Below are 18,004 nucleotides of genomic sequence, written 5' to 3'. Positions count from 1 at the left end.
GTGCACGGCGCACTCGGAGCGCCATCGCACTACCCGTTCGTGCTCCGCGCGCCCTACCGACGGCCACGGGCCCCGGTGATGATGAGCTGTCCGCAAGTGATCCAGCGACTCCGCACACCTGCCCTCGGCCAGGTGGACACGCGGTGGAAGGATTCCCCCTTGTTGCTTCTCATCTCGCCGGACAGCGTCGAAGAGGCCCTCGACTGCGCGAAGGCGGCGGAGCACCTCGACATCGTCGATGTCAAAAGGCCCGACGAGGGCTCGCTCGGCGCGAACTTCCCGTGGGTCATCCGAGCGATCCGTGACGCGGTCCCCGCGGACAAGCCGCTGTCCGCCACCGTGGGGGACGTGCCGTTCAAGCCCGGCACGGTGGCACAGGCGGCGCTCGGCGCGGCGGTCTCCGGAGCCACGTACATCAAGGTCGGCCTCTACGGATGCACGACACCCGACCAGGGCGTCGAGGTCATGCGAGGGGTCGTCCGGGCGGTGAAGGACTACCGGCCCGACGCGTTCGTCGTCGCCTCGGGCTACGCCGACGCCCACCGGATCGGCTGCGTCAATCCGCTCGCCCTGCCCGACATCGCGCTGCGCTCCGGCTCCGACGCGGCCATGCTCGACACGGCGGTCAAGGACGGCACCCGGCTGTTCGACCACCTTCCGCCGGACATCTGCGAGGAGTTCGTCCGGCGGGCCCATGAGGCCGATCTGCTCGCCGCCCTCGCGGGCAGCGTGCAGGCGCGGGACCTCGGCGAGCTGACCCGTATCGGCACGGACATCGTGGGGGTGCGCGGGGCGGTCTGCGAGGGCGGCGACCGCACCACCGGAAGGATTCAGCCGCACCTGGTGGCCGCCTTCCGGGCGGAGATGGACCGGCACGCCCAGGAGCACGCGGCCGCCGTCACCGCCGCGGGCTGACCGCCGGTATGGCGGCACACCGGCCCCGTCGCACTCCCCAGGCCTCCGGCCGGCGTTTCGCCGTCCTCGACCCGGCGACGGGCGAGCCCTTCGACGAGGCTCCCGACCAGCGCCCGGAGGAGCTGGACGCCGTCGTCGCCAGGGCGCAGGAGGCCTGGCGCGGCTGGCGGACCGACCCCGTAGCCCGCTCCACCGCGCTGCTCGCGGCAGCCGACGCGGTGGAGGCGGCCGGGCCCGACATCGCTCCGCTGCTCACCCGCGAACAGGGCAAACCCCTGGCCGAGTCGAACGCGGAGATCGACCGGACCGCGGCCCGGCTGCGCTACTTCGCCGGACTCCACCCCAGGCCCCAGCCCCTCACGGACGGACGGCCGGTACGCAGCGAGATCCGCTGGCGGTCGCTCGGCCCCGTCGCCGCGATCGTCCCGTGGAACTTCCCGCTCCAGCTCGCGTCGGCGAAGTTCGCGCCCGCGCTCGCCGCGGGCAACACGATGGTGCTCAAGCCCTCCCCCTTCACCCCCCTCGCCACCCGGCTGCTGGCCTCCGTCATCTCCGCCGCCCTCCCCGAGGACGTGCTGACGGTCGTCACCGGTCATGAACCCCTCGGCGCCCGGCTGGCCTCCCATCCGGGCATCCGCCATGTGACCTTCACCGGCTCCGCTCCCACCGGGCGGGCCGTCGCGGCGGGCGCGGCGGCCTCGCTCGCCCGGGTCACCCTGGAGCTGGGCGGCAATGACGCGGCCGTCCTGCTGGAGGACGTGGAGGTGGAGCGGATCGCGGACCGGCTGTTCTGGGCGGCGTTCCGCAACTGCGGGCAGGTCTGCATGGCGGTCAAGCGCGTCTACGCCCCGGCCCGGCTCTACTCCGATGTCGTCGAAGCACTCGCGCAGCGCGCGAAGGACACCGTCGTCGGACCCGGGCTCGACCCCGGCACCCAGCTGGGCCCGGTCAGCAACGCGCCCCAACTGGCCCGGGTCGAACGCCGTACCGCCCAGGCCCTGGCGGCCGGAGCCCGCGCCGTCGCCGGGGGCCACCGGCTGGACCGGCCCGGCTACTTCCACGCCCCGACCATCCTGGCCGATGTCCCGCCCGACAGCCCGGTGGTGACGGAGGAGCAGTTCGGCCCGGTCCTGCCGGTACTGCCGTACGGGAACCTCGACGAAGCCGTCGAAGCGGCCAACGGCACCGGCTTCGGGCTGGGCGGCTCGGTATGGGGGACCGACACCGATCTGGCCGAAGCGGTGGCCGGCCGGCTGGAGTGCGGGACGGCATGGATCAACCACCACGCCGAACTGTCCCTCGCCCAGCCCTTCGCGGGCGTCAAGGAGAGCGGTGTCGGTGTCGCGGGCGGGCCCTGGGGGCTCTACGGCAACCTCAGACCGTTCGTCGTGCACCGTCCGGAGGAAGCGTGACGACGAGGTTCGGCGCGGCGGTGCTGCGCTCGCCCGACAGCCCGTTCACCGTCGAGGAGGTGATTCTCGGCGCGGGCCCCGCCGACGACGAGATCCTGGTCAGGATCGCGGGCAGCGGGATGTGCCGGACCGACCTCGCGGTCCGGCGTTCGGCGGGCCGCTCACCGCTGCCGGCGGTGCTCGGCCATGAAGGGGCCGGGGTGGTGGTGGAGACGGGCGGTCCGCGCACCGGACTCGGCGTGGGCGACCACGTCGTGCTGAGCTTCGACTCCTGCGGACACTGCCGCAGTTGCCTGAACGCCGCCCCCGCCTACTGCGACTCCTTCGCCTCGCTCAACCTCTTCGGAGGGCGCGCGGAGAACGCCGCCCGGTTCACCGACGCGGCCGGAGGCGAACTGGCGCCCCGGTGGTTCGGCCAGTCGTCGTTCGCCGAGTACGCGGTGGTCCCGGCGCGCAACGCCGTCCGGGTCGACCCCGCGCTGCCCGTCGAACTGCTCGGACCGCTCGGCTGCGGCTTCCTCACCGGCGCCGGAGCGGTCCTCCATTCCTTCGGGGCCGGGCCCGGGGACACCGTCGCGGTCCTCGGCGCGGGAGCCGTGGGCCTGGCCGCGGTGATGGCTGCCGCCGCCTCCGGAGCGGTGACCGTGGCCGTCGACCGGCACCCCGAACGGCTCGCCCTCGCCGAGCGGTTCGGCGCGATCCCGCTGCACGCCTCGTCGGCCGACCTGCCCGGCAGTATCCGGAGACTCACCGACGGCGGCGCGCGGTACGCGCTGGACACCACGGCCAGTGCCCAGCTGATCAACGACGCCCTGCGGGCCCTGCGCCCGACCGGTCATCTCGGTCTGGTGGCACGGCTGCACACCGCGCTGCCGCTCGAACCGGGCACGCTGGACCGGGGCAGGCGGATCTCCCATATCTGCGAGGGGGACGCGGTACCGGGACTGCTGATCCCACGGCTGATCGGGCTGTGGCAGGCCGGGTGCTTCCCCTTCGACGAGCTGATCCGTACCTACCCGCTCGCCGACATCAACGAGGCCGAACGCGACTGCGAGTCGGGCCGCGTGGTCAAACCCGTCCTGCTGCCGTAGGGGAGAAGCCGATGGGAGACGCCCGCGACACAGGCACCACGCGTTCCCGGACGACCCCGCACCCGCGTTCCACCGATCCACCCCTGATGCGCGCCGTGCGCGCCCTACGCGCTCCTCGCTGTTCATGACCCAACTCGCCCAAGGGAGAACACGTGGTCGGCACAACGTCCCGGAACACCGAAGTGGAAGGCGTGGAAGGCGGCGTCGGACTGACCGCCCTCCTGGTCGCCGCGGCACGGGCGATCGAGACCCACCGCCATGACGCCCTGGCGCGCGACGTCTTCGCCGAGCACTTCGTGCGCGCCGCACCCGCCTGCGCCGAGTGGCCCGTCCACCCGGGGACGGTCGAGGGCGGTGACGCCAATCCGCTGTGGGGGCGCTTCGCACGCTATTTCGGGCTGCGGACCAGGGTCCTGGACGACTTCCTCCTCCGGTCGGCGCACACCGGAGGCGTCCGCCAAGTGGTCCTGCTCGGCGCCGGGTTGGACGCACGGGCGTTCCGGCTCGACTGGCCTCCCGGCTGTGTGGTCCACGAGATCGACAGGGAAGGGGTGCTGGCGTTCAAGCACAAGGTGCTCGACGGACTGTCGGCCACCCCGAAGGCGACGCGCGTACCCGTCGCCGTCGATCTGCGCGCCGACTGGGTCACGGCACTGGCCGCCGCGGGCTTCGACCCCGCCGCACCGAGCGTCTGGCTGGCGGAAGGACTGCTCTTCTATCTGCCTCCCGCCGCCGAGACGTATCTCATCGACACGGTGCACCGGTTGAGCGCGCAAGGCAGCGCCCTGGCGTTCGAGGTCAAGCTCGAAAAGGACCTGCTCGTGTACCGCGACAGCCCGCTCTACACCTCGACGGCCCAGCAGATCGGCATCGACCTGCTCAGCCTGTTCGCCCGGGAACCGCGCCCCGACTCCGCCGGTGACCTGGTGGCCAAGGGCTGGTCCACCTCGGTCCACACCCCCTTCGAGTTCACCCACCGCCACGGACGCGGCCCGCTGCCCGAGGAGAACGACGCGCTGGCGGGCAACCGCTGGGTGTTCGCGGACAAGCCCCGCCGCTGACGCCGCCGCCCCGCGCCCCGCACGACTCCTGTCGGCACCGGTGGCACGTCGCGGTGACCAGCGGAATCCGGCCGCCCCTACCCGTGCTGTACGCCCTGCTGTACGGTCGGGACATGGCGTCGAAACCAGTGACGATCCGGGTGCCCGAGGAACTCCACGCGCGGCTCCAGCAGCGCGCAGAGGCCGAGGGCACCACGGTGACCGCGCTCATCACCGAGGCAGCGGCCAACGCGGTGCGCGATCCCCGTCTCGAAGGTGCCGCCGAGGTGTTCCGCGCGTTCGTCGCGGACAACGCCGACGCGTTCGACGCGGCCTTCCCCGACGACGACCCGGACGATCCCGACGGGCTGGACGCCTCGCGTCCGGCCGCCTGACCGTGGAGTTCTCCGTCGACATCCGCTGGCTGCTGGAGCGCCAGGCGGAAGTGATGCCCAAGGCGCCGGTCATCCACGACTTCAGCTGTCTGGTGGCGGCGGTCGGCCGCCACCGCGTCAACACCCCGAAGGTCGGTGCCGTCGTCGACAACGCGTGGCGCGCCGCCGCCCTGATGCACTGCGTCATCCGGCTGCGTCCGCTCCCGGCCCGCAACGCCCTGTTCGGCGCGGGCGTCGTCGTCGCGTACATGAACGCCGCGGGTGAGGGCATCGACGCGCCGTACGGCGCGCTGATCGACCTCGCCCGCGACATCGACGCCGGGCGCAGCGACGCGTACGGCGCCGCCGACCGTATCCGTTCCTGGCGGATCTGACCGCCTGCCGCGAACCACTGGAGAGGGAGTCCGTCATGGCCGACGCAGAGGTGCCCGAGGACCCGGCAGCGCTCGTCCGGGCACGGTACGCGCTCTATGTGGAGACGCTCCGGGCCCGGATGCCCCCGGCGCAGTTCGGACTGCTGATGGAGGTCATCCGTGAGTACGTGAAGGCCGGTGGCGGCCGGTTCCAGCTCGATCTGGAACCGGAGGAGAAGGAGTTGTTCACCGAGGAGGTCCAGCACGAACTGCTGAACCTCCTCGGCCTGATCGGCGCGATGGAGCCCGGCCACGAGGACCGTGCCGACCGTGTCGTCGCGCGTCTCGGTGACGGCGAGCACGTCAAGGACGCGATGTCGCTGGTGCCCCCGGAGGTCGCCGACGACCCGGAGAAACTGCGCGCGATGCGGGACAAGCTCGACACCCAGCAGCATCAGCGGAAGCAGGACGAGGAGACGGTGGAGGGCATCGCCCGCGCGAGCGGCATGTCCGACGGCTGACCCTGTCCGGGGCCCAACCGGCCGCCCTGTCGTGGTGGCGGCCCCGGTCACCTCCGCCCCCGGCGTCGCGGAGCGGGCCGGTACGACCACCGTCCGACCCGGAAGTGTGGACCGTGCTCCGACGACGCCGTACGCGCGGCGGCGGCATCGTTCCCCCATGACCGCAACGACCGCGTCCACCGCCGTTTCGCAACCCGCCCTGCCGGGCCGCTGGGTGGGTGGTGCCTCCCTTGTCGTCGGCCCCCCGCTGCTGCTCGCCGGGGTACTGCTCCGGTTGCGCTTCGACTTCTTCTTCCCCGCGCAACTGAGCGCGTACGAACGCCATCCGGACCTCATGACGGCCTCGTACGGGCTTGCCGCCGCGGGGTGGGTGCTGCTCTGGCCGGGGGTGGTGCTCCTCGCCGCCAGGATCGGTGACACACATCGGGAACTGGCCGTATGGGGCGGCACCTTGACGGTTCTCGGCCTGTTCGCCCGGGTGTTCCACACCGGTGTGGAACACCTCGGCTTCCAACTGGTGGCCGTACGGGGCGCGGCGTCGGCCACGCTGGCGGTGAGCGAGACCTATGGCGCGTTCCATGTCTTCAGCGCGCTGAACGCCGCCATCATGGGCGGCTGGGTCCTGCTGGCCGTCGGCGCTTACCGCGCCCGGGTGTTCGGGCCATGGCGCGCGACGGCTCTGGGCCTGGCGTCGGTGATGCCGCTGGGAGTACTGAAGGGGACGACCTCTTGGTCGGTCGCCGCCGCGGCGGGACTGTGTGTCGCGCTGCTCCCGCTGGGTGCCGCCGTGTTGCGTGCCGGACCGGTCCCGCGAACGGCCACGGTCGTCGGACGGCTTCTCCTGGTGGGCGCCGCGGGTACCGCGATGTTCCTTTTCGGACGTGCCGGATGAGCGGCCACCGGTATCGTCATGCGATGGACAAGGCCCGCCGGCGCCTGACAACGGGCCCGCATCTGCTGGCACTCGACGTGTGCGCGGCGGCCGTCGTCACAGCTGTGTACACGGCACTGGCCGACCAGGACGGCTCCGACGGCCTGCCCGGGTTCTCCGGCCCCTGGTGGCTGGGCCTGCTGGTGGCCGTCTGGGTGGGAGCGCCGCTGGCCGTCCGGCGGCTGTGGCCCCTGCCCGTCCTGGCCGTGGTCCTGAGCGCGTCGTCGGCGGCGACACTCCTCGACATCACCCGCGACCCGTACGTCTCCACGGCGTTGGCCGTCTATGCCGTGGCGCTCGGTGAGCCGGTCCGCCGGGCGTCGGTGGCGCTGGCCGTGACCCTGGTGGTCGCGGCGGCCGTGGTGATCACGGGCGAGGCGGCCGTGACACCGTCCGGTCCCTGGCCGGAAGCCGTCGCGACCGCGCTGTTCGTCTGGCTGCTCGTCGGGGCGGCGTGGTCGGCGGGACGCGTCGTGCGGGAACGCAGAGCCCGGGCGGCCCGTACGGTCCGGCGGCTGGCGGACGAGGCGCTGGCCGGGGAACGCCTGCGTATCGCGAGAGAGTTGCACGACATCGTCTCGCACAGCCTCAGCGTGATCGTCGTGAAGGCGTCGGTCGCCGATCATGTGGCCGGGGAACGCCCCGAGGAGACGCGCGACGCCATTCGGGCGATCGAGCGGACCGGCCGGGAGGCGCTCACCGAGATGCGGCGTGCGCTGGGGATGCTGCGCGGTGAATCCGTCGGCCGGCGCTCCGGGGAGCCCGGCCCGGCGCAGACGGCTCCCCCTCCCGGGCTGGACGACCTGCCCGCCCTCGTCCGGCGTACGGAGCAGGCGGGAGTCCGTACCGACCTCCGCACCCGGACCGCCCTGGGCCTTCCCGCCGGGACGGCGCTGGCCGTGTACCGGATCGTGCAGGAGGCGCTGACCAATGTGGTCAAGCACGCGGGCGACGGAGCAAGCTGCCGGGTGACGGTCACGGTCGGCTCGCGAGGGGATGTGTGTGTCGAGGTGGTGGACGACGGAGCGGGGAAGGCGACGGTGTCCGGGAGAGCGGAGCCGGGCGGCGGTCACGGACTCGTGGGGATGCGTGAACGCGTGACGATGTACGGGGGCACGCTGGCCGCCGGACCGAGGCCCGGCGGCGGATTCGCGGTGTCGGCCCGTCTCCCGCCCGGACCCGCGCACGGGCTGGTCGCCGGCCGGAAGGAGAAGGCCGTATGAGCGAATCGGTCCGGGTCCTCGTCGCCGACGACGAGCCACTGCTCCGCGGCAGCTTCCGGGTACTCGTCGACACCGCCCCCGGACTGACCGCGGTGGGTGAGGCGAGCGACGGCGCCGAGGCCGTCGAGCACACACGGCTGCTGCGCCCGGACGTGGTGCTGATGGACATCCGGATGCCCGGTACGGACGGCATCGAGGCGACACGGGCGATAGTGGACTCGCCCGGGACGGCCGGGACACGCGTCCTCATCCTCACCACCTTCGACCTCGACGAGTACGTGTACGGCGCGTTGCGGGCGGGGGCGGCCGGGTTCCTCCTCAAGGACACCTCGCCCGGGGTCCTGCTGGCGGGCATCCGCACGGTCGCCGCCGGTGAATCCCTGCTCGCCCCCTCGGTGACCCGACGTCTGATCGCCGAGTTCGCCCGGCTCCCGCATACGCACCGGGCGCCGGACACCTCGCTGGACGGGCTGACGGGACGTGAGCGCGAGGTCCTGGTGCTCGTGGCACGCGGCCTCTCCAACGCCGACATCTGCGAGTACCTCCACCTGAGCAACGGCACCGTCAAGACGTACATCGGCCGACTGCTGAGCAAGCTGCGGGCCCGGGACCGCGCGCAGTTGGTGATCAGCGCTTATGAGTCAGGGCTCGTGAGCGCCGCTCATCGGACCGGTGCCTGAACAGGACCCGGACCGTCACGGTGACGGGTGGCCCGCGGGCCCGGCCCGATCCACCCGGGAGGCGCGGGGGGCACTTGCGGTATTCCGGCTGATCCGACAGCCTTCCGCCAGAGCGCTCGCTTGGCATGCACCTGATTGTTTGTGCACTCCCGTAGAGGAGGACCCCCATGTCACCGACCCACATCCCCCGCCGCGGAATCACCGTGTCGCTCTGCACGGCCGTGGTCGCGGCACTCGCGCTCGGCGCGTTACCCGCCACCGCCGATACGGCGACCGCTACCGGTACCGCCGTCAACGCCACCTCCGCGCAGGGCGTCATCCAGAACGCCGGTGCGCCGGGCGCCATCGAGGGCAGCTATGTCGTCACGCTCCATCCGTCCGCGGCGGACGCCGGTTCGAAGGCCGGCCGACGGCTGGCCGCCGCGTACGGCGCGACGATCGACAGGACGTACGGTGCCGCGCTGAACGGCTACGCTGTCCGACTCCCGGAATCGCGGGCGAAGAAGTTCGCCGCCGACCCGGCCGTCGCGTCCGTCGCGCAGAACCACCTGGTCACGGCGTCCGCCACCCAGTTCGACCCGCCGTCCTGGGGGCTGGACCGGATCGACCAGCGCACCCTGCCGCTCGACCAGCGCTACACCTACCCCGACAGCGCCGGCCAGGGGGTGACCGCGTACGTCATCGACACCGGTGTCCGGACCACCCACGGCGACTTCGGCGGCCGGGCCGCCCACGGCTACGACGCGATCGACAACGACAGCGTCGCCCAGGACGGCAACGGCCACGGTACCCATGTCGCGGGGATCGTCGCCGGTACGCGGTACGGCGTCGCCAAGAAGGCGCGGGTCGTCGGGGTACGGGTGCTGAACGACGCGGGATCGGGCACCATCGCTCAGGTCATCGCCGGTATCGACTGGGTGACGGCGAACGCCGTCAGGCCCGCCGTCGCCAACCTCAGCCTCGGTGGCGGGGCCAACAGCGCCCTCGACACGGCCGTGCGCAACTCCATCGCGTCCGGCATCACCTACACCGTCGCGGCGGGCGGCTCGGCGGCCGACGCGTCGGGATTCTCCCCCGCCCGGGTGGCCGAGGCCATCACCGTCGGCGCGGCGACCATCACCGACGCGCGCGCCGGTTCCTCCAACTACGGCCGCGCCGTGGACCTCTTCGCCCCGGGTGTGTCGATCACCTCGCTCTGGAACACCGGCGACCAGGCCACGGCGACCCTCTCCGGCACATCGATGGCGGCTCCCCACGCCGCGGGCGTCGCGGCGCTGCATCTCGCGGACAGCCCCGGCGCATCACCGGCACAGGTGGCCGCCACCCTGATCGCCACCGCCACCCCCGGCGGGGTGGGCAACCCGGGCCCCGGCTCCCCGAACCGGCTGCTGTACATCGGCCCCTGACCCGTACCGACCCGACCCGTACCGACCCGACCTGACCCGGCGGGGGTCACGGACGGTGGCCGCGAGGCGGTCGGCCGTCCGTCCGTGGCCCCCGCCGCCGGTGACGCCCCGGCCGGTTCTCCCGCGCCCCCAATCCGTACGTGCCCCCGAACAGGTACGCGTCCCCTGACCCGTACGTGCCTCCTAATCCGTACGTGCCTCCTAATCCGTACGTGCCCCCTGATCCGTACCGGTTCGCTGATCCGTACCGGCGGCCCGCTCCGTACCGGTCGCCCCCTGTCCCGGCACGGCGGCCCGCTCCGTCCCGTCCGTGGGCACGGTCCAGAGGTGTTCGATCGTGGTGAGCACCAGACGGCAGACGGTGTCCGGGTCGGCGGCGGCCAGGGGCTCTCGGGCGGCGACGGTCCGCATCAGGCCGATGCCGAGGAGCCAGGCCATGGCCAGATCCGCGCGCAGTACGCCGTCCTCGGCACCGGAGAGCGTGGCCAGGGCCTTCTGGTACTCCTCACCCAGCTCCCGAAGTGTCCCGGCCGCCTCGTCGCCCCGCCCGATGGAGCGGAGATAGACCTCCAGCGAACGGTCGGCCGTTCCGTCGGCGCTGCGGGTGAGCAGCGAGCGCAGCGAGGTCTCGAAGAGCTCCTCGGCCGGTGTCTCCCGCAGTTGTTCCAGGCCGCCCCGGGCGACGACCTCCGTGAGCAGGCCCTGTTTCGACCCGAAGTACCGGAACAGCAGGGCCTGGTTGGCCCCGGCCCGCTCGGCGATGTCGCGGACCGTCGCCCCCTCGTACCCCCGCTCGGCGAACAGGTCCCGGGCCGCTTCGAGCAGCCGGAGACGGGTGGCCGCGGCATCCCGTCGGCGCTCGCCGGACGGCGGGCCGGGGGCCTTCTCCACGCGGGGCTCCTCTCGGACGGCCCGTCAGGATAACGGCTGTAACGCGTCGTTGACCGCTCCGGAGGCCGGTCCTACCGTTGTAAGCGGCTGCTTACAACTGGGAGGCCCCTCGTGGCGACAGCTGACCTCACCCCCCTCGTCTACCCCTTCAACACCTCCGGCGGACTCCAGCTCGCCGAGGAGTACGAGCGCGTCCGCGACCAGCCGGGACTGTTACGCGTCCGGCTGCCGTACGGCGAACCCGCCTGGCTCGTCACCCGCTACGCCGACGCCCGGCTCGTCCTGGGCGACCAGCGCTTCAGCCGGGCCGCGGCCGCCGCGCGCGACGAGCCGCGGCAGTCGGAGGGCCGGGCGGACGGCGGCATCCTCAGCATGGACCCGCCCGACCACACCCGGCTGCGCTCCCTGGTGGCCGGGGCGTTCACCGCCCGCCGGGCCGAGAGGCTCCGGCCCCAGGTCCGGGAGCTCACCGCGAGCCTCCTCGACGATCTGGAGGCGGCCGGACCGCCCGCCGACCTGGTGGACCGCTTCGCGTTGCCGCTGCCGGTCGCGGTGATCTGCCGACTGCTCGGCGTGCCCACGCAGGACCGTCCGCGCTTCCGGGTCTGGAGCGACGCCGCGCTCTCCACCAGCTCCCTCACCGCCGCCGAGTTCAAGGCCAACCGCGAGGAACTGCGCGCGTACATGGCCGGGTTGATCGATCTGCACCGCCAGGAGCCGCGGGACGACCTGATGACCACGCTCATCGAGGCGCGGGACGGCGGCGACCGGCTCTCCGAGGTGGAACTGATCGATCTGTGCGTGGCCGTTCTGGTCGCGGGGCACGAGACCACCGCGTCCCAGATCCCCAACTTCGTCCTCACCCTGCTGGACCACCCGGACCAGCTCGCCCGGCTGCGGGCCCGTCCCGAACTCGTCCCGGACGCCGTGGAGGAACTGCTGCGCTTCGTACCCCTGGGCAGCGGCGCCGCCGCGCCCCGGTACGCCACCGAGGACATCGAGGTCGGCGGCACCCTGGTCAGGGCCGGCACCCCGGTCCTGGTCGCCGCGGGCGCCGCCAACCGCGACGCGCTCCGGTTCACGGCCCCCGGTGTCCTCGACATCGCCCGCGCGGGCAACCAGCACCTCGGATTCGGCCACGGGGTCCACCACTGCCTGGGCGCCTCCCTGGCACGGATGGAGCTCCAGGAGGCCGTGGGCGCGCTCCTCGCCCGCTTCCCCGGGCTGCGCCTGGCCGGTGACGTGACCTGGAAGTCCGAGATGCTGGTGCGCGGCCCGCGCGTCATGCCGGTCGGCTGGTGACCGGCCGGGAGTGGGACACCCGTGTCGATCCGCGGCTCTGTCTGGCGTCGGGCATGTGCGCCGGGATCGCCCCCGAGGTGTTCACCCTGGACGGCGAGCACGCCCGGGTGCGGGAGGACCGGATCGAGCCGGACGACCGGGTCCTGGCAGCCGCCGAAGTCTGCCCGGCCCGGGCCATCACGGTCCTCGACCGGAACACGGTGATCGGTCCGAGCCGCGACTGACGCCGACGGCGACCCCGACGCCGATACCGACTGCCGGGTGCCGCCGACCCCCGTGACGCCGCCGACCACGTGACCGTGCCGACCGCCACCCACCTGACGCCGGTCCCGGCGCTGCGCGGCCGACCATCGGGGTCAGGAGTCAGGGGGGCAGGGGCCGGGGGCGGCCCGGGGGGTCAATGGCGGTGCGGGGGCTCCGTGGGGGAGTCAGGGGTGTCCCAGGAGCCGGAGCGGGGCTGCGGGCCACGCGGCGGCTTCGGCTTGCGGGCGGTGCGCCGACTGCCGATCCAGAACGCCGCGAGCAGCGCGCCGACGATGATGACGCCGATGACGATCAGCAGCGGCGAACCGGAACCCCCGGCGGCCAGGACAAAGAAGGACGGGACATGTTCGCTCATGTGGAGCGTGTACCTCGGCAGGGGCGAACCATGTCCACGGCACTCCAACAAATCGGGACAGCTCCCGCCCCACCCGGCACGGGAGCGGCGGTCCCCACGAGAGCGGCGGTGCCGATCCGGCAACGGCAGCCCCGGGATTACGCGCCACCGGGGCGGTGTGTTCGGGCCAAAGGCGGAGGAAGCGGCTCCGTCAGGTGTGCATGACCGCGGCCCGGGAAGGCGCAGCATCACACCTCCGCATCTCCGCCCGAAGGGAGCTCGGCCGCGATGACGACCGTCAGAACCGCCCCGTACCGGGACAGCACCACGCACCAGCGCACGACCGGCCGTTCACCGGACAGCGGCCTTCCGCACGTCAGCTGCCCGGGCCAGGTGGCCCCCAAGGACGCGAAGGGCCTGTCGAAGGTCTTCTTCGACCGCCTCCGTACCCTGGAGGAGGGAACGCCGGAGTACCAGTACGCCCGCAACACGCTGATCGAGATGAACGTCTCCCTGGTGCGATTCGCCGCCGGCCGGTTCCGCAACCGCGGCGCCGGGGAGATGGAGGACATCGTCCAGGTCGGCACGGTCGGTCTGATCAAGGCGATCGACCGGTTCGACCTGAGCCGCGAGGTGGAGTTCGCGTCGTTCGCCGTCCCGTACATCGTGGGGGAGATCAAGCGGTACTTCCGCGACTCCTCCTGGGCGGTCCATGTCCCGCGCCGTCTCCAGGAGCTGCGCACCGAGCTGGCCAAGGCCCGTGACGAACTCTCCGCGGTACTGGACCGCGCTCCGACCGTGGGTGAGCTGGCCGGGCTGCTGGAGCTGAGCGAGGCAGAGGTCGTCGAGGGCATGGTGGCCTCCAACGGCTACACGGCGGGTTCCCTGGACCTCCCGGTCACCGACCAGGAGGACGGTCCGGCCCACGGCGCGGGTGGCCGTTCGTACGGTGATGTCCTCGGTGACGTCGACCCGGCGATGGAGCTGGTGGAGGACTTCCACGCCCTCGGTCCGCTGCTGGAGGAGCTGGGGGACCGCGACCGGCGCATCCTGGAGATGCGTTTCGGCCAGGAGATGACCCAGGCGGCCATCGGGGACGAGCTGGACCTGTCCCAGATGCATGTCTCCCGTCTCCTGTCCCGCACCCTCGGCCGGCTCCGCGAGGGGATGCTCACCGAGCGTTGAGGCGGGTCCCGCCCGTATCACGTTCGGGTGGAGCCCGTCGGTACCGGCTTCGGAGGAGCCCGCCGTGTTGTGCGGCCGGGTGAACGGAGCAACCCTGGAGTGAGGGGGGCTGCCCCACGACCGGAGAAATCATGATCATTCTAGGGCTCGTGCTCCTGATCGTCGGCCTGGTGGCCGGCATCGGCATTCTGTGGACCATCGGGATCGTCCTGGTCGGGATCGGCGTCGTGCTGTGGGCCCTGGGAGCCCTGGGGCACGCGGTGGGAGGCCGACGGCACTACTGGTGAGCGAACGGCACTGCCACCGGACAGCTCCGTCCGGGTGACGGACTCGGGGCGGACTCTGTGAGGTGTACGTGGTCGGTGCGATGACGCGGAACGACAGTGGAGACGGCCCGGTGCTGGCTCCGTGGACGGTGTACTCCCCGCAGGAGGACACCCAACTGCTGGCCCGGGCCCTGGACCGGGAGCACATCGCGGAGGACACCGCCGTCCTCGATGTCGGAACCGGTGGCGGAGCGCTCGCCCTGGCCGCCGCCCGGCGGGGCGCCCGCGTCACCGCCGTGGACACCACCTACCGGGCCGTCCTCACCGCCCGGCTCAACGCGCGGCTCGCCCGGTTGCCCCTCGAAGTCCTCCACGGCGACCTGTTCGCCCCGGTCGTCGGCCGCCGCTTCGACCTCATCGTGAGCAATCCGCCCTACGTCCCGGCGCCCGGGGCCGTCCGCCGCCACCGCGCCGCGGTGGCCTGGGACGCGGGCACCGACGGACGCGCGCTGCTCAACCGGATCTGCCACGGCGCGGGTACGTCACTGCGCCCCGGCGGTGTGCTGCTGCTCGTGCACTCCGCGCTGTGCGGCGTCGCGCCGACCCTGGCGGGGCTGGAGCGGTCGGGGCTCGAAGCGCGCGTCACCGACCGCTGGCATGTGCCGTTCGGCCCGGTGCTGCGCTCCCGGCTGGCGTGGCTGCGGCACCGGGGGCTCGTCGGCGCCGACGAGGAGAAGGAAGAGCTGGTGATCATCCGTGCCGAACGGACCCGCTGAACGGCCGGTGCCGGAGCGGCCTGTCGAACAGCCGGTTTCGAACGCAGCCGCGGAGCGGCCGGTTTCGAACGGAACCGCTGAACAGCCGCTGCCGGCCCGACCCGCCGAAGAACCCGTTCCGGACCGCTCCGCCGGACAACCGCTGCCGGACCGCCCCGTCCGGCAACCGCGCCGCGTCACGCTCACGAAGGACGGACCGATGCTCGTCGAAGGGCCGGTCGAGGTGGTCCTGGACGACGGGAGCAGCGTGGTGTCGGACCGCTTCACCGTCGCGCTCTGCGTCTGCCACCGCAGCAGGAGCTTCCCCTGGTGCGACACCAGCCACCGTGGCCGGACGAAACGGCGGTCCGTATGACCGCCCCCGCGTCCGACGGCCACGACCGCGCCGCGGGACCCGCGCTGCCGCGGAACCGGGGGGAACTCTCACGCGCCGTCCTGGAGGTGTTGACCCGGCCTGTCGGAACGGCCCTGCCGGGGCGGACAGCGGAGGCGGTCGCGGTCGCGGACCCGTACGGGGACGATCTGCAACTGGCCCTCTACCTCTGCTACGAACTGCACTACCGGGGCTTCGCCGGTGTCGATCCGGAGTGGGAGTGGGAGCCCGGACTGCTGGGGCTGAGGGCGGGAATGGAACGCCGCTTCCTGTCCGCGCTCCGGGCCGACTGCGGTCCCCCGAGAAAGGCCGAGGAAGCTCTCGCGGAGCTTGTCGCCGAACCGGCCGACGGCGAAGGGGCGTCCCATTTCCTCAAGGAGCGGGGGGAGTTGTGGCAGTTCCGCGAGTACGCGGCCCAGCGCTCCCTCTATCACCTCAAGGAGGCCGATCCGCATGCCTGGGTCATCCCGAGGCTGACGGGCCGGGCGAAGGCCGCGATGGTCGCCGTCGAGTACGACGAGTTCGGCGCCGGACGGGCCGAGCGTGTCCACGCCCGGCTGTTCGCCGATCTGATGACGGACCTCGGACTGGACACCGCGTACGGACGGTACGTCGACAGCGCCGCCGCCCCCATGCTGACCAACGTCAACCTGATGTCCCTGTTCGGACTCCACCGTGCGCTGCGCGGAGCGCTGGTGGGCCACTTCGCGGCCGTGGAGACCACCTCGTCGCCCGGTTCGCGACGCCTCGCCCACGGTCTTGAGCGCGTCGGCGCGGGCCCCGCGGCCGTCCACTTCTACGCCGAGCACGTGGAGGCCGACGCGGTCCATGAGCAGATCGTCCGGCGGGAGGTCGTCGGCGGACTCCTCGAAGCCGAACCCTTCCTCGACGAGGACATCGCCTTCGGCGCCGACGCCACCGAATGGACGGAGAACCGGCTGGGCGGCCATCTCCTCGCCGCCTGGCGCGACGGCCGCACCTCCCTGCGCACACCCCTGTGACCCGCCCGCCTCCCACCGGCGCCGGACGGCCACCCGCCCCCGCCGATCCGCCCGGCGCGGGCCGCCGGGGTGGCTTCCGCCCCGCTCCCGCTCGGGTACGGGTCGAGAATCCGACCGGTACCCGAGAAAGGTGGGGTGGAACGGCTGTTCGGGGGTACACGGTGCCCAAGTGGCCGCCCGGCGCGGCCCGCACCGGGAGCGGACCGTCCCCGGTGCTCCCCCGGAGGTGGAGGCTTTTCATGCTGAAGGCGCACCCGGCCGTACTGAGGAACCTGCTGGCCATTCACGCCTCCCTGCGGGAGAAGGCGTCCGGGGACGTCGTTCCGCTCCAGGTGCGGCGCCAGCTCCTGGACACCGAGTACACGCTGTGCATGTCGACCGGCTGCTACACCATCGAGGACGCGATGGCCGCTGCCCGCAGCCAGCTGGAGGAGGAACCGGCTCTCATCTGAGCCGATGAGCGCGCCCGCGAGGGGATCGGTCCCGACGGCGCCCCGCCGGACGTGACGCGCACACCCCGCCGGACATTCGCGTGCCCGTCTTCAGCAGGACAATCCCCGCCATCGGGCATCTAATGGATGGTGAGCGACGAAGCAGGCCGAGCGGTGGAAGGGTGAGTCATGGCGAAGGACGAGAAGGCCCGCGCCAAGGGCCAGCAGGTCAAGGGCAAGATCCAGAAGGAAGCCGGGCGTGCGGTGGGCAATGACCGCCTGGCGGCGAAGGGCGGGGCCAAGGAGACGGAAGGGCAGGCCCGCGAGGCCAAGGAGAAGGCCAAGGACGTCTTCAAGCCGTAGCCGCACGTAGCCGGAAGACCGGAAGCCGGACGAGGCCGTAACCGCATGTAGCCGTCAGCCGGACGCGGCCCCGGACACAGCCGGAGAGAGCCCGACAGCCCCCGTTCCGCGGGGGCTTCTCCATGTCCGGCGGCCCCCGCGACCCGGCTCCGCCGCCTGCCTCCCGGCATCGGACTAGGCTGGAGGAGGACTCGGGGCCGAATCCCGCCGGGAGGCGGTTGATCATGACTGGACTGGTGATCCGGAGTTTCGACTCCGCCGACGAGACGAGACCGTTCGGGGACGGCAAGGGCAGGCTGGACCTCCTCGAAACGGCCGGCGGACCGGTCGGCCGGGCGGTCTTCGAACCGGGCTGGCGCTGGTCGGAGCACATCAAGCCACTGGCGGGCACCGCCAGCTGCCAGGAAGCCCATACCGGGTACGTGGTGAGCGGGCGTATAAAGATCGTCATGGACGACGGCGAGAGCGCGGAGGCGGGGCCCGGTGACTTCATCCGGGTCGCGCCCGGACATGACGCCTGGGTGGTCGGGGACGAACCCTGCGTCGCGGTGGACTGGACCGGATACGGCGACTACGCGAAGCCGCCGTCCGCGTAGGGACCCACCCGGAAGCTCTGTCGCGCCCCCGGCCTGTGGCGAAGGGCCGGGGGCGTCGGCGTGTCCGGCTGCCGCGGCCGGGGAGCGTTCCCGCCGGCATAGGCGAAAAGGGAGCAAGGGGGCGGTGGCGCCCTTCCTGGCCCCAGTCGCCCGGCATGGGAGACTTCGGCTCCAATCTTTGCATGTACGTGACATATGTCACTGACATATATGTAGGCTGCACGCTCACCAAGATCGGAAAACTCGGCATTTGGT

22 protein-coding genes and 1 pseudogene are annotated in these 18,004 nt (G+C 72.4%); 21 read left to right on the top strand and 2 right to left on the bottom strand.

Going from position 1 to position 18,004, the window contains the following annotated elements; genetic code table 11:
- Positions 1-159 precede the first annotated feature (159 nt).
- From OG711_RS04135 to OG711_RS04085, 11 genes and pseudogenes are all read left to right on the top strand, one after another.
- Positions 160-915, top strand: coding sequence for a (5-formylfuran-3-yl)methyl phosphate synthase (locus OG711_RS04135; RefSeq protein ID WP_266505481.1), 756 nt, complete (start codon positions 160-162; stop codon positions 913-915).
- Positions 916-923: 8 nt separating this feature from the next.
- A complete protein-coding gene (locus tag OG711_RS04130) occupies positions 924-2,327 on the top strand; it encodes an aldehyde dehydrogenase family protein (RefSeq protein WP_329558412.1) in 1,404 nt (467 codons plus the stop codon).
- A complete protein-coding gene (locus tag OG711_RS04125) occupies positions 2,324-3,418 on the top strand; it encodes an NAD(P)-dependent alcohol dehydrogenase (RefSeq protein WP_329558411.1) in 1,095 nt (364 codons plus the stop codon). Before OG711_RS04130 ends, OG711_RS04125 begins: the two co-directional genes overlap by 4 nt.
- Before the next feature lie 152 nt (positions 3,419-3,570).
- Positions 3,571-4,479, top strand: a complete 909-nt coding sequence (locus OG711_RS04120; RefSeq protein WP_073786500.1) for a class I SAM-dependent methyltransferase — start codon at positions 3,571-3,573, stop codon at positions 4,477-4,479.
- 113 nt (positions 4,480-4,592) lie between these two features.
- Positions 4,593-4,853: a ribbon-helix-helix protein, CopG family gene (locus tag OG711_RS04115; RefSeq protein WP_073787710.1), complete on the top strand. Its 261-nt coding sequence runs from the start codon at positions 4,593-4,595 to the stop codon at positions 4,851-4,853.
- 53 nt (positions 4,854-4,906) lie between these two features.
- Positions 4,907-5,227 carry a toxin Doc gene (locus tag OG711_RS04110; RefSeq protein WP_073787708.1) on the top strand — a complete coding sequence of 107 codons (321 nt, stop codon included), beginning with the start codon at positions 4,907-4,909 and terminating at the stop codon, positions 5,225-5,227.
- A gap of 35 nt (positions 5,228-5,262) precedes the next feature.
- Entirely contained in the window at positions 5,263-5,727 is a 465-nt protein-coding gene (locus tag OG711_RS04105; RefSeq protein ID WP_073786498.1) for a hypothetical protein, read from the top strand.
- 157 nt (positions 5,728-5,884) lie between these two features.
- Complete coding sequence (locus OG711_RS04100) at positions 5,885-6,619, top strand: hypothetical protein (protein WP_329558410.1); 735 nt, start codon at positions 5,885-5,887, stop codon at positions 6,617-6,619.
- 23 nt (positions 6,620-6,642) lie between these two features.
- Positions 6,643-7,881 carry a sensor histidine kinase gene (locus OG711_RS04095; RefSeq protein WP_329558409.1) on the top strand — a complete coding sequence of 413 codons (1,239 nt, stop codon included), beginning with the start codon at positions 6,643-6,645 and terminating at the stop codon, positions 7,879-7,881.
- On the top strand, positions 7,878-8,561 hold the full coding sequence (locus tag OG711_RS04090; RefSeq protein ID WP_329558408.1) for a response regulator transcription factor: 684 nt from the start codon (positions 7,878-7,880) through the stop codon (positions 8,559-8,561). Before OG711_RS04095 ends, OG711_RS04090 begins: the two co-directional genes overlap by 4 nt.
- Before the next feature lie 167 nt (positions 8,562-8,728).
- Positions 8,729-9,961, top strand: a pseudogene (locus tag OG711_RS04085) (S8 family peptidase); the annotation flags it as partial.
- Positions 9,962-10,168: 207 nt separating this feature from the next.
- Here OG711_RS04085 and OG711_RS04080 read toward each other — a convergent pair.
- The gene (locus tag OG711_RS04080) at positions 10,169-10,858 is read right to left on the bottom strand and encodes a TetR/AcrR family transcriptional regulator (protein ID WP_329558407.1); all 690 of its coding nucleotides are present in this window, start codon (positions 10,856-10,858) and stop codon (positions 10,169-10,171) included.
- Between the two features lie 111 nt (positions 10,859-10,969).
- On the opposite strand from OG711_RS04080, the gene OG711_RS04075 reads away from it, so the two are divergent.
- The gene (locus OG711_RS04075; RefSeq protein ID WP_266505457.1) at positions 10,970-12,160 is read left to right on the top strand and encodes a cytochrome P450; all 1,191 of its coding nucleotides are present in this window, start codon (positions 10,970-10,972) and stop codon (positions 12,158-12,160) included.
- On the top strand, positions 12,157-12,384 hold the full coding sequence (locus OG711_RS04070) for a ferredoxin (RefSeq protein ID WP_206606907.1): 228 nt from the start codon (positions 12,157-12,159) through the stop codon (positions 12,382-12,384). Before OG711_RS04075 ends, OG711_RS04070 begins: the two co-directional genes overlap by 4 nt.
- Positions 12,385-12,557: 173 nt before the next feature.
- Here the strand turns inward: OG711_RS04070 and OG711_RS04065 are convergent, their stop codons facing one another.
- Positions 12,558-12,779: a DUF6479 family protein gene (locus OG711_RS04065; protein WP_266505452.1), complete on the bottom strand. Its 222-nt coding sequence runs from the start codon at positions 12,777-12,779 to the stop codon at positions 12,558-12,560.
- A 267-nt stretch (positions 12,780-13,046) separates the two neighbouring features.
- Between OG711_RS04065 and OG711_RS04060 the strand changes: the two genes are divergently transcribed.
- The 8 genes from OG711_RS04060 (at position 13,047) to OG711_RS04025 (ending at position 17,749) form a co-directional block, all read left to right on the top strand.
- On the top strand, positions 13,047-13,943 hold the full coding sequence (locus tag OG711_RS04060; RefSeq protein ID WP_073786481.1) for an RNA polymerase sigma factor SigF: 897 nt from the start codon (positions 13,047-13,049) through the stop codon (positions 13,941-13,943).
- A 131-nt stretch (positions 13,944-14,074) separates the two neighbouring features.
- Entirely contained in the window at positions 14,075-14,230 is a 156-nt protein-coding gene (locus OG711_RS04055; RefSeq protein WP_099280811.1) for a DUF6131 family protein, read from the top strand.
- Positions 14,231-14,310: 80 nt separating this feature from the next.
- Positions 14,311-14,985, top strand: a complete 675-nt coding sequence (locus OG711_RS04050) for a HemK2/MTQ2 family protein methyltransferase (protein WP_266505445.1) — start codon at positions 14,311-14,313, stop codon at positions 14,983-14,985.
- A 142-nt stretch (positions 14,986-15,127) separates the two neighbouring features.
- Positions 15,128-15,340 (top strand): CDGSH iron-sulfur domain-containing protein, encoded by a 213-nt coding sequence (locus OG711_RS04045; protein ID WP_405674755.1) that lies wholly within the window; start codon positions 15,128-15,130, stop codon positions 15,338-15,340.
- Entirely contained in the window at positions 15,337-16,359 is a 1,023-nt protein-coding gene (locus tag OG711_RS04040; protein WP_329558406.1) for an iron-containing redox enzyme family protein, read from the top strand. Before OG711_RS04045 ends, OG711_RS04040 begins: the two co-directional genes overlap by 4 nt.
- Positions 16,360-16,598: 239 nt before the next feature.
- Complete coding sequence (locus tag OG711_RS04035; protein ID WP_073786475.1) at positions 16,599-16,811, top strand: DUF5133 domain-containing protein; 213 nt, start codon at positions 16,599-16,601, stop codon at positions 16,809-16,811.
- A 168-nt stretch (positions 16,812-16,979) separates the two neighbouring features.
- Positions 16,980-17,153, top strand: a complete 174-nt coding sequence (locus tag OG711_RS04030) for a CsbD family protein (protein ID WP_073786472.1) — start codon at positions 16,980-16,982, stop codon at positions 17,151-17,153.
- Positions 17,154-17,377: 224 nt separating this feature from the next.
- Positions 17,378-17,749: a cupin domain-containing protein gene (locus OG711_RS04025; RefSeq protein WP_073786469.1), complete on the top strand. Its 372-nt coding sequence runs from the start codon at positions 17,378-17,380 to the stop codon at positions 17,747-17,749.
- The last annotated feature ends 255 nt before the right edge of the window (positions 17,750-18,004 follow it).

Source organism: Streptomyces uncialis (genome assembly GCF_036250755.1).
Classification (GTDB): domain Bacteria; phylum Actinomycetota; class Actinomycetes; order Streptomycetales; family Streptomycetaceae; genus Streptomyces; species Streptomyces uncialis.
This window is presented reverse-complemented; position numbering and strand designations above follow the sequence as displayed.

What these genes read in the sequence shown, in the direction of transcription:
- OG711_RS04130 (WP_329558412.1), top strand. Translation starts at nt 924, where the DNA reads ATGGCGGCACACCGGCCCCGTCGCACTCCCCAGGCCTCCGGCCGGCGT.
- OG711_RS04115 (WP_073787710.1), top strand. Translation starts at nt 4,593, where the DNA reads ATGGCGTCGAAACCAGTGACGATCCGGGTGCCCGAGGAACTCCACGCG.
- OG711_RS04110 (WP_073787708.1), top strand. Translation starts at nt 4,907, where the DNA reads ATGCCCAAGGCGCCGGTCATCCACGACTTCAGCTGTCTGGTGGCGGCG.
- OG711_RS04105 (WP_073786498.1), top strand. Translation starts at nt 5,263, where the DNA reads ATGGCCGACGCAGAGGTGCCCGAGGACCCGGCAGCGCTCGTCCGGGCA.
- OG711_RS04100 (WP_329558410.1), top strand. Translation starts at nt 5,885, where the DNA reads ATGACCGCAACGACCGCGTCCACCGCCGTTTCGCAACCCGCCCTGCCG.
- OG711_RS04095 (WP_329558409.1), top strand. Translation starts at nt 6,643, where the DNA reads ATGGACAAGGCCCGCCGGCGCCTGACAACGGGCCCGCATCTGCTGGCA.
- OG711_RS04090 (WP_329558408.1), top strand. Translation starts at nt 7,878, where the DNA reads ATGAGCGAATCGGTCCGGGTCCTCGTCGCCGACGACGAGCCACTGCTC.
- OG711_RS04065 (WP_266505452.1), bottom strand. Translation starts at nt 12,779, where the DNA reads ATGAGCGAACATGTCCCGTCCTTCTTTGTCCTGGCCGCCGGGGGTTCC.
- OG711_RS04060 (WP_073786481.1), top strand. Translation starts at nt 13,047, where the DNA reads ATGACGACCGTCAGAACCGCCCCGTACCGGGACAGCACCACGCACCAG.
- OG711_RS04055 (WP_099280811.1), top strand. Translation starts at nt 14,075, where the DNA reads ATGATCATTCTAGGGCTCGTGCTCCTGATCGTCGGCCTGGTGGCCGGC.
- OG711_RS04050 (WP_266505445.1), top strand. Translation starts at nt 14,311, where the DNA reads ATGACGCGGAACGACAGTGGAGACGGCCCGGTGCTGGCTCCGTGGACG.
- OG711_RS04040 (WP_329558406.1), top strand. Translation starts at nt 15,337, where the DNA reads ATGACCGCCCCCGCGTCCGACGGCCACGACCGCGCCGCGGGACCCGCG.
- OG711_RS04035 (WP_073786475.1), top strand. Translation starts at nt 16,599, where the DNA reads ATGCTGAAGGCGCACCCGGCCGTACTGAGGAACCTGCTGGCCATTCAC.
- OG711_RS04030 (WP_073786472.1), top strand. Translation starts at nt 16,980, where the DNA reads ATGGCGAAGGACGAGAAGGCCCGCGCCAAGGGCCAGCAGGTCAAGGGC.
- OG711_RS04025 (WP_073786469.1), top strand. Translation starts at nt 17,378, where the DNA reads ATGACTGGACTGGTGATCCGGAGTTTCGACTCCGCCGACGAGACGAGA.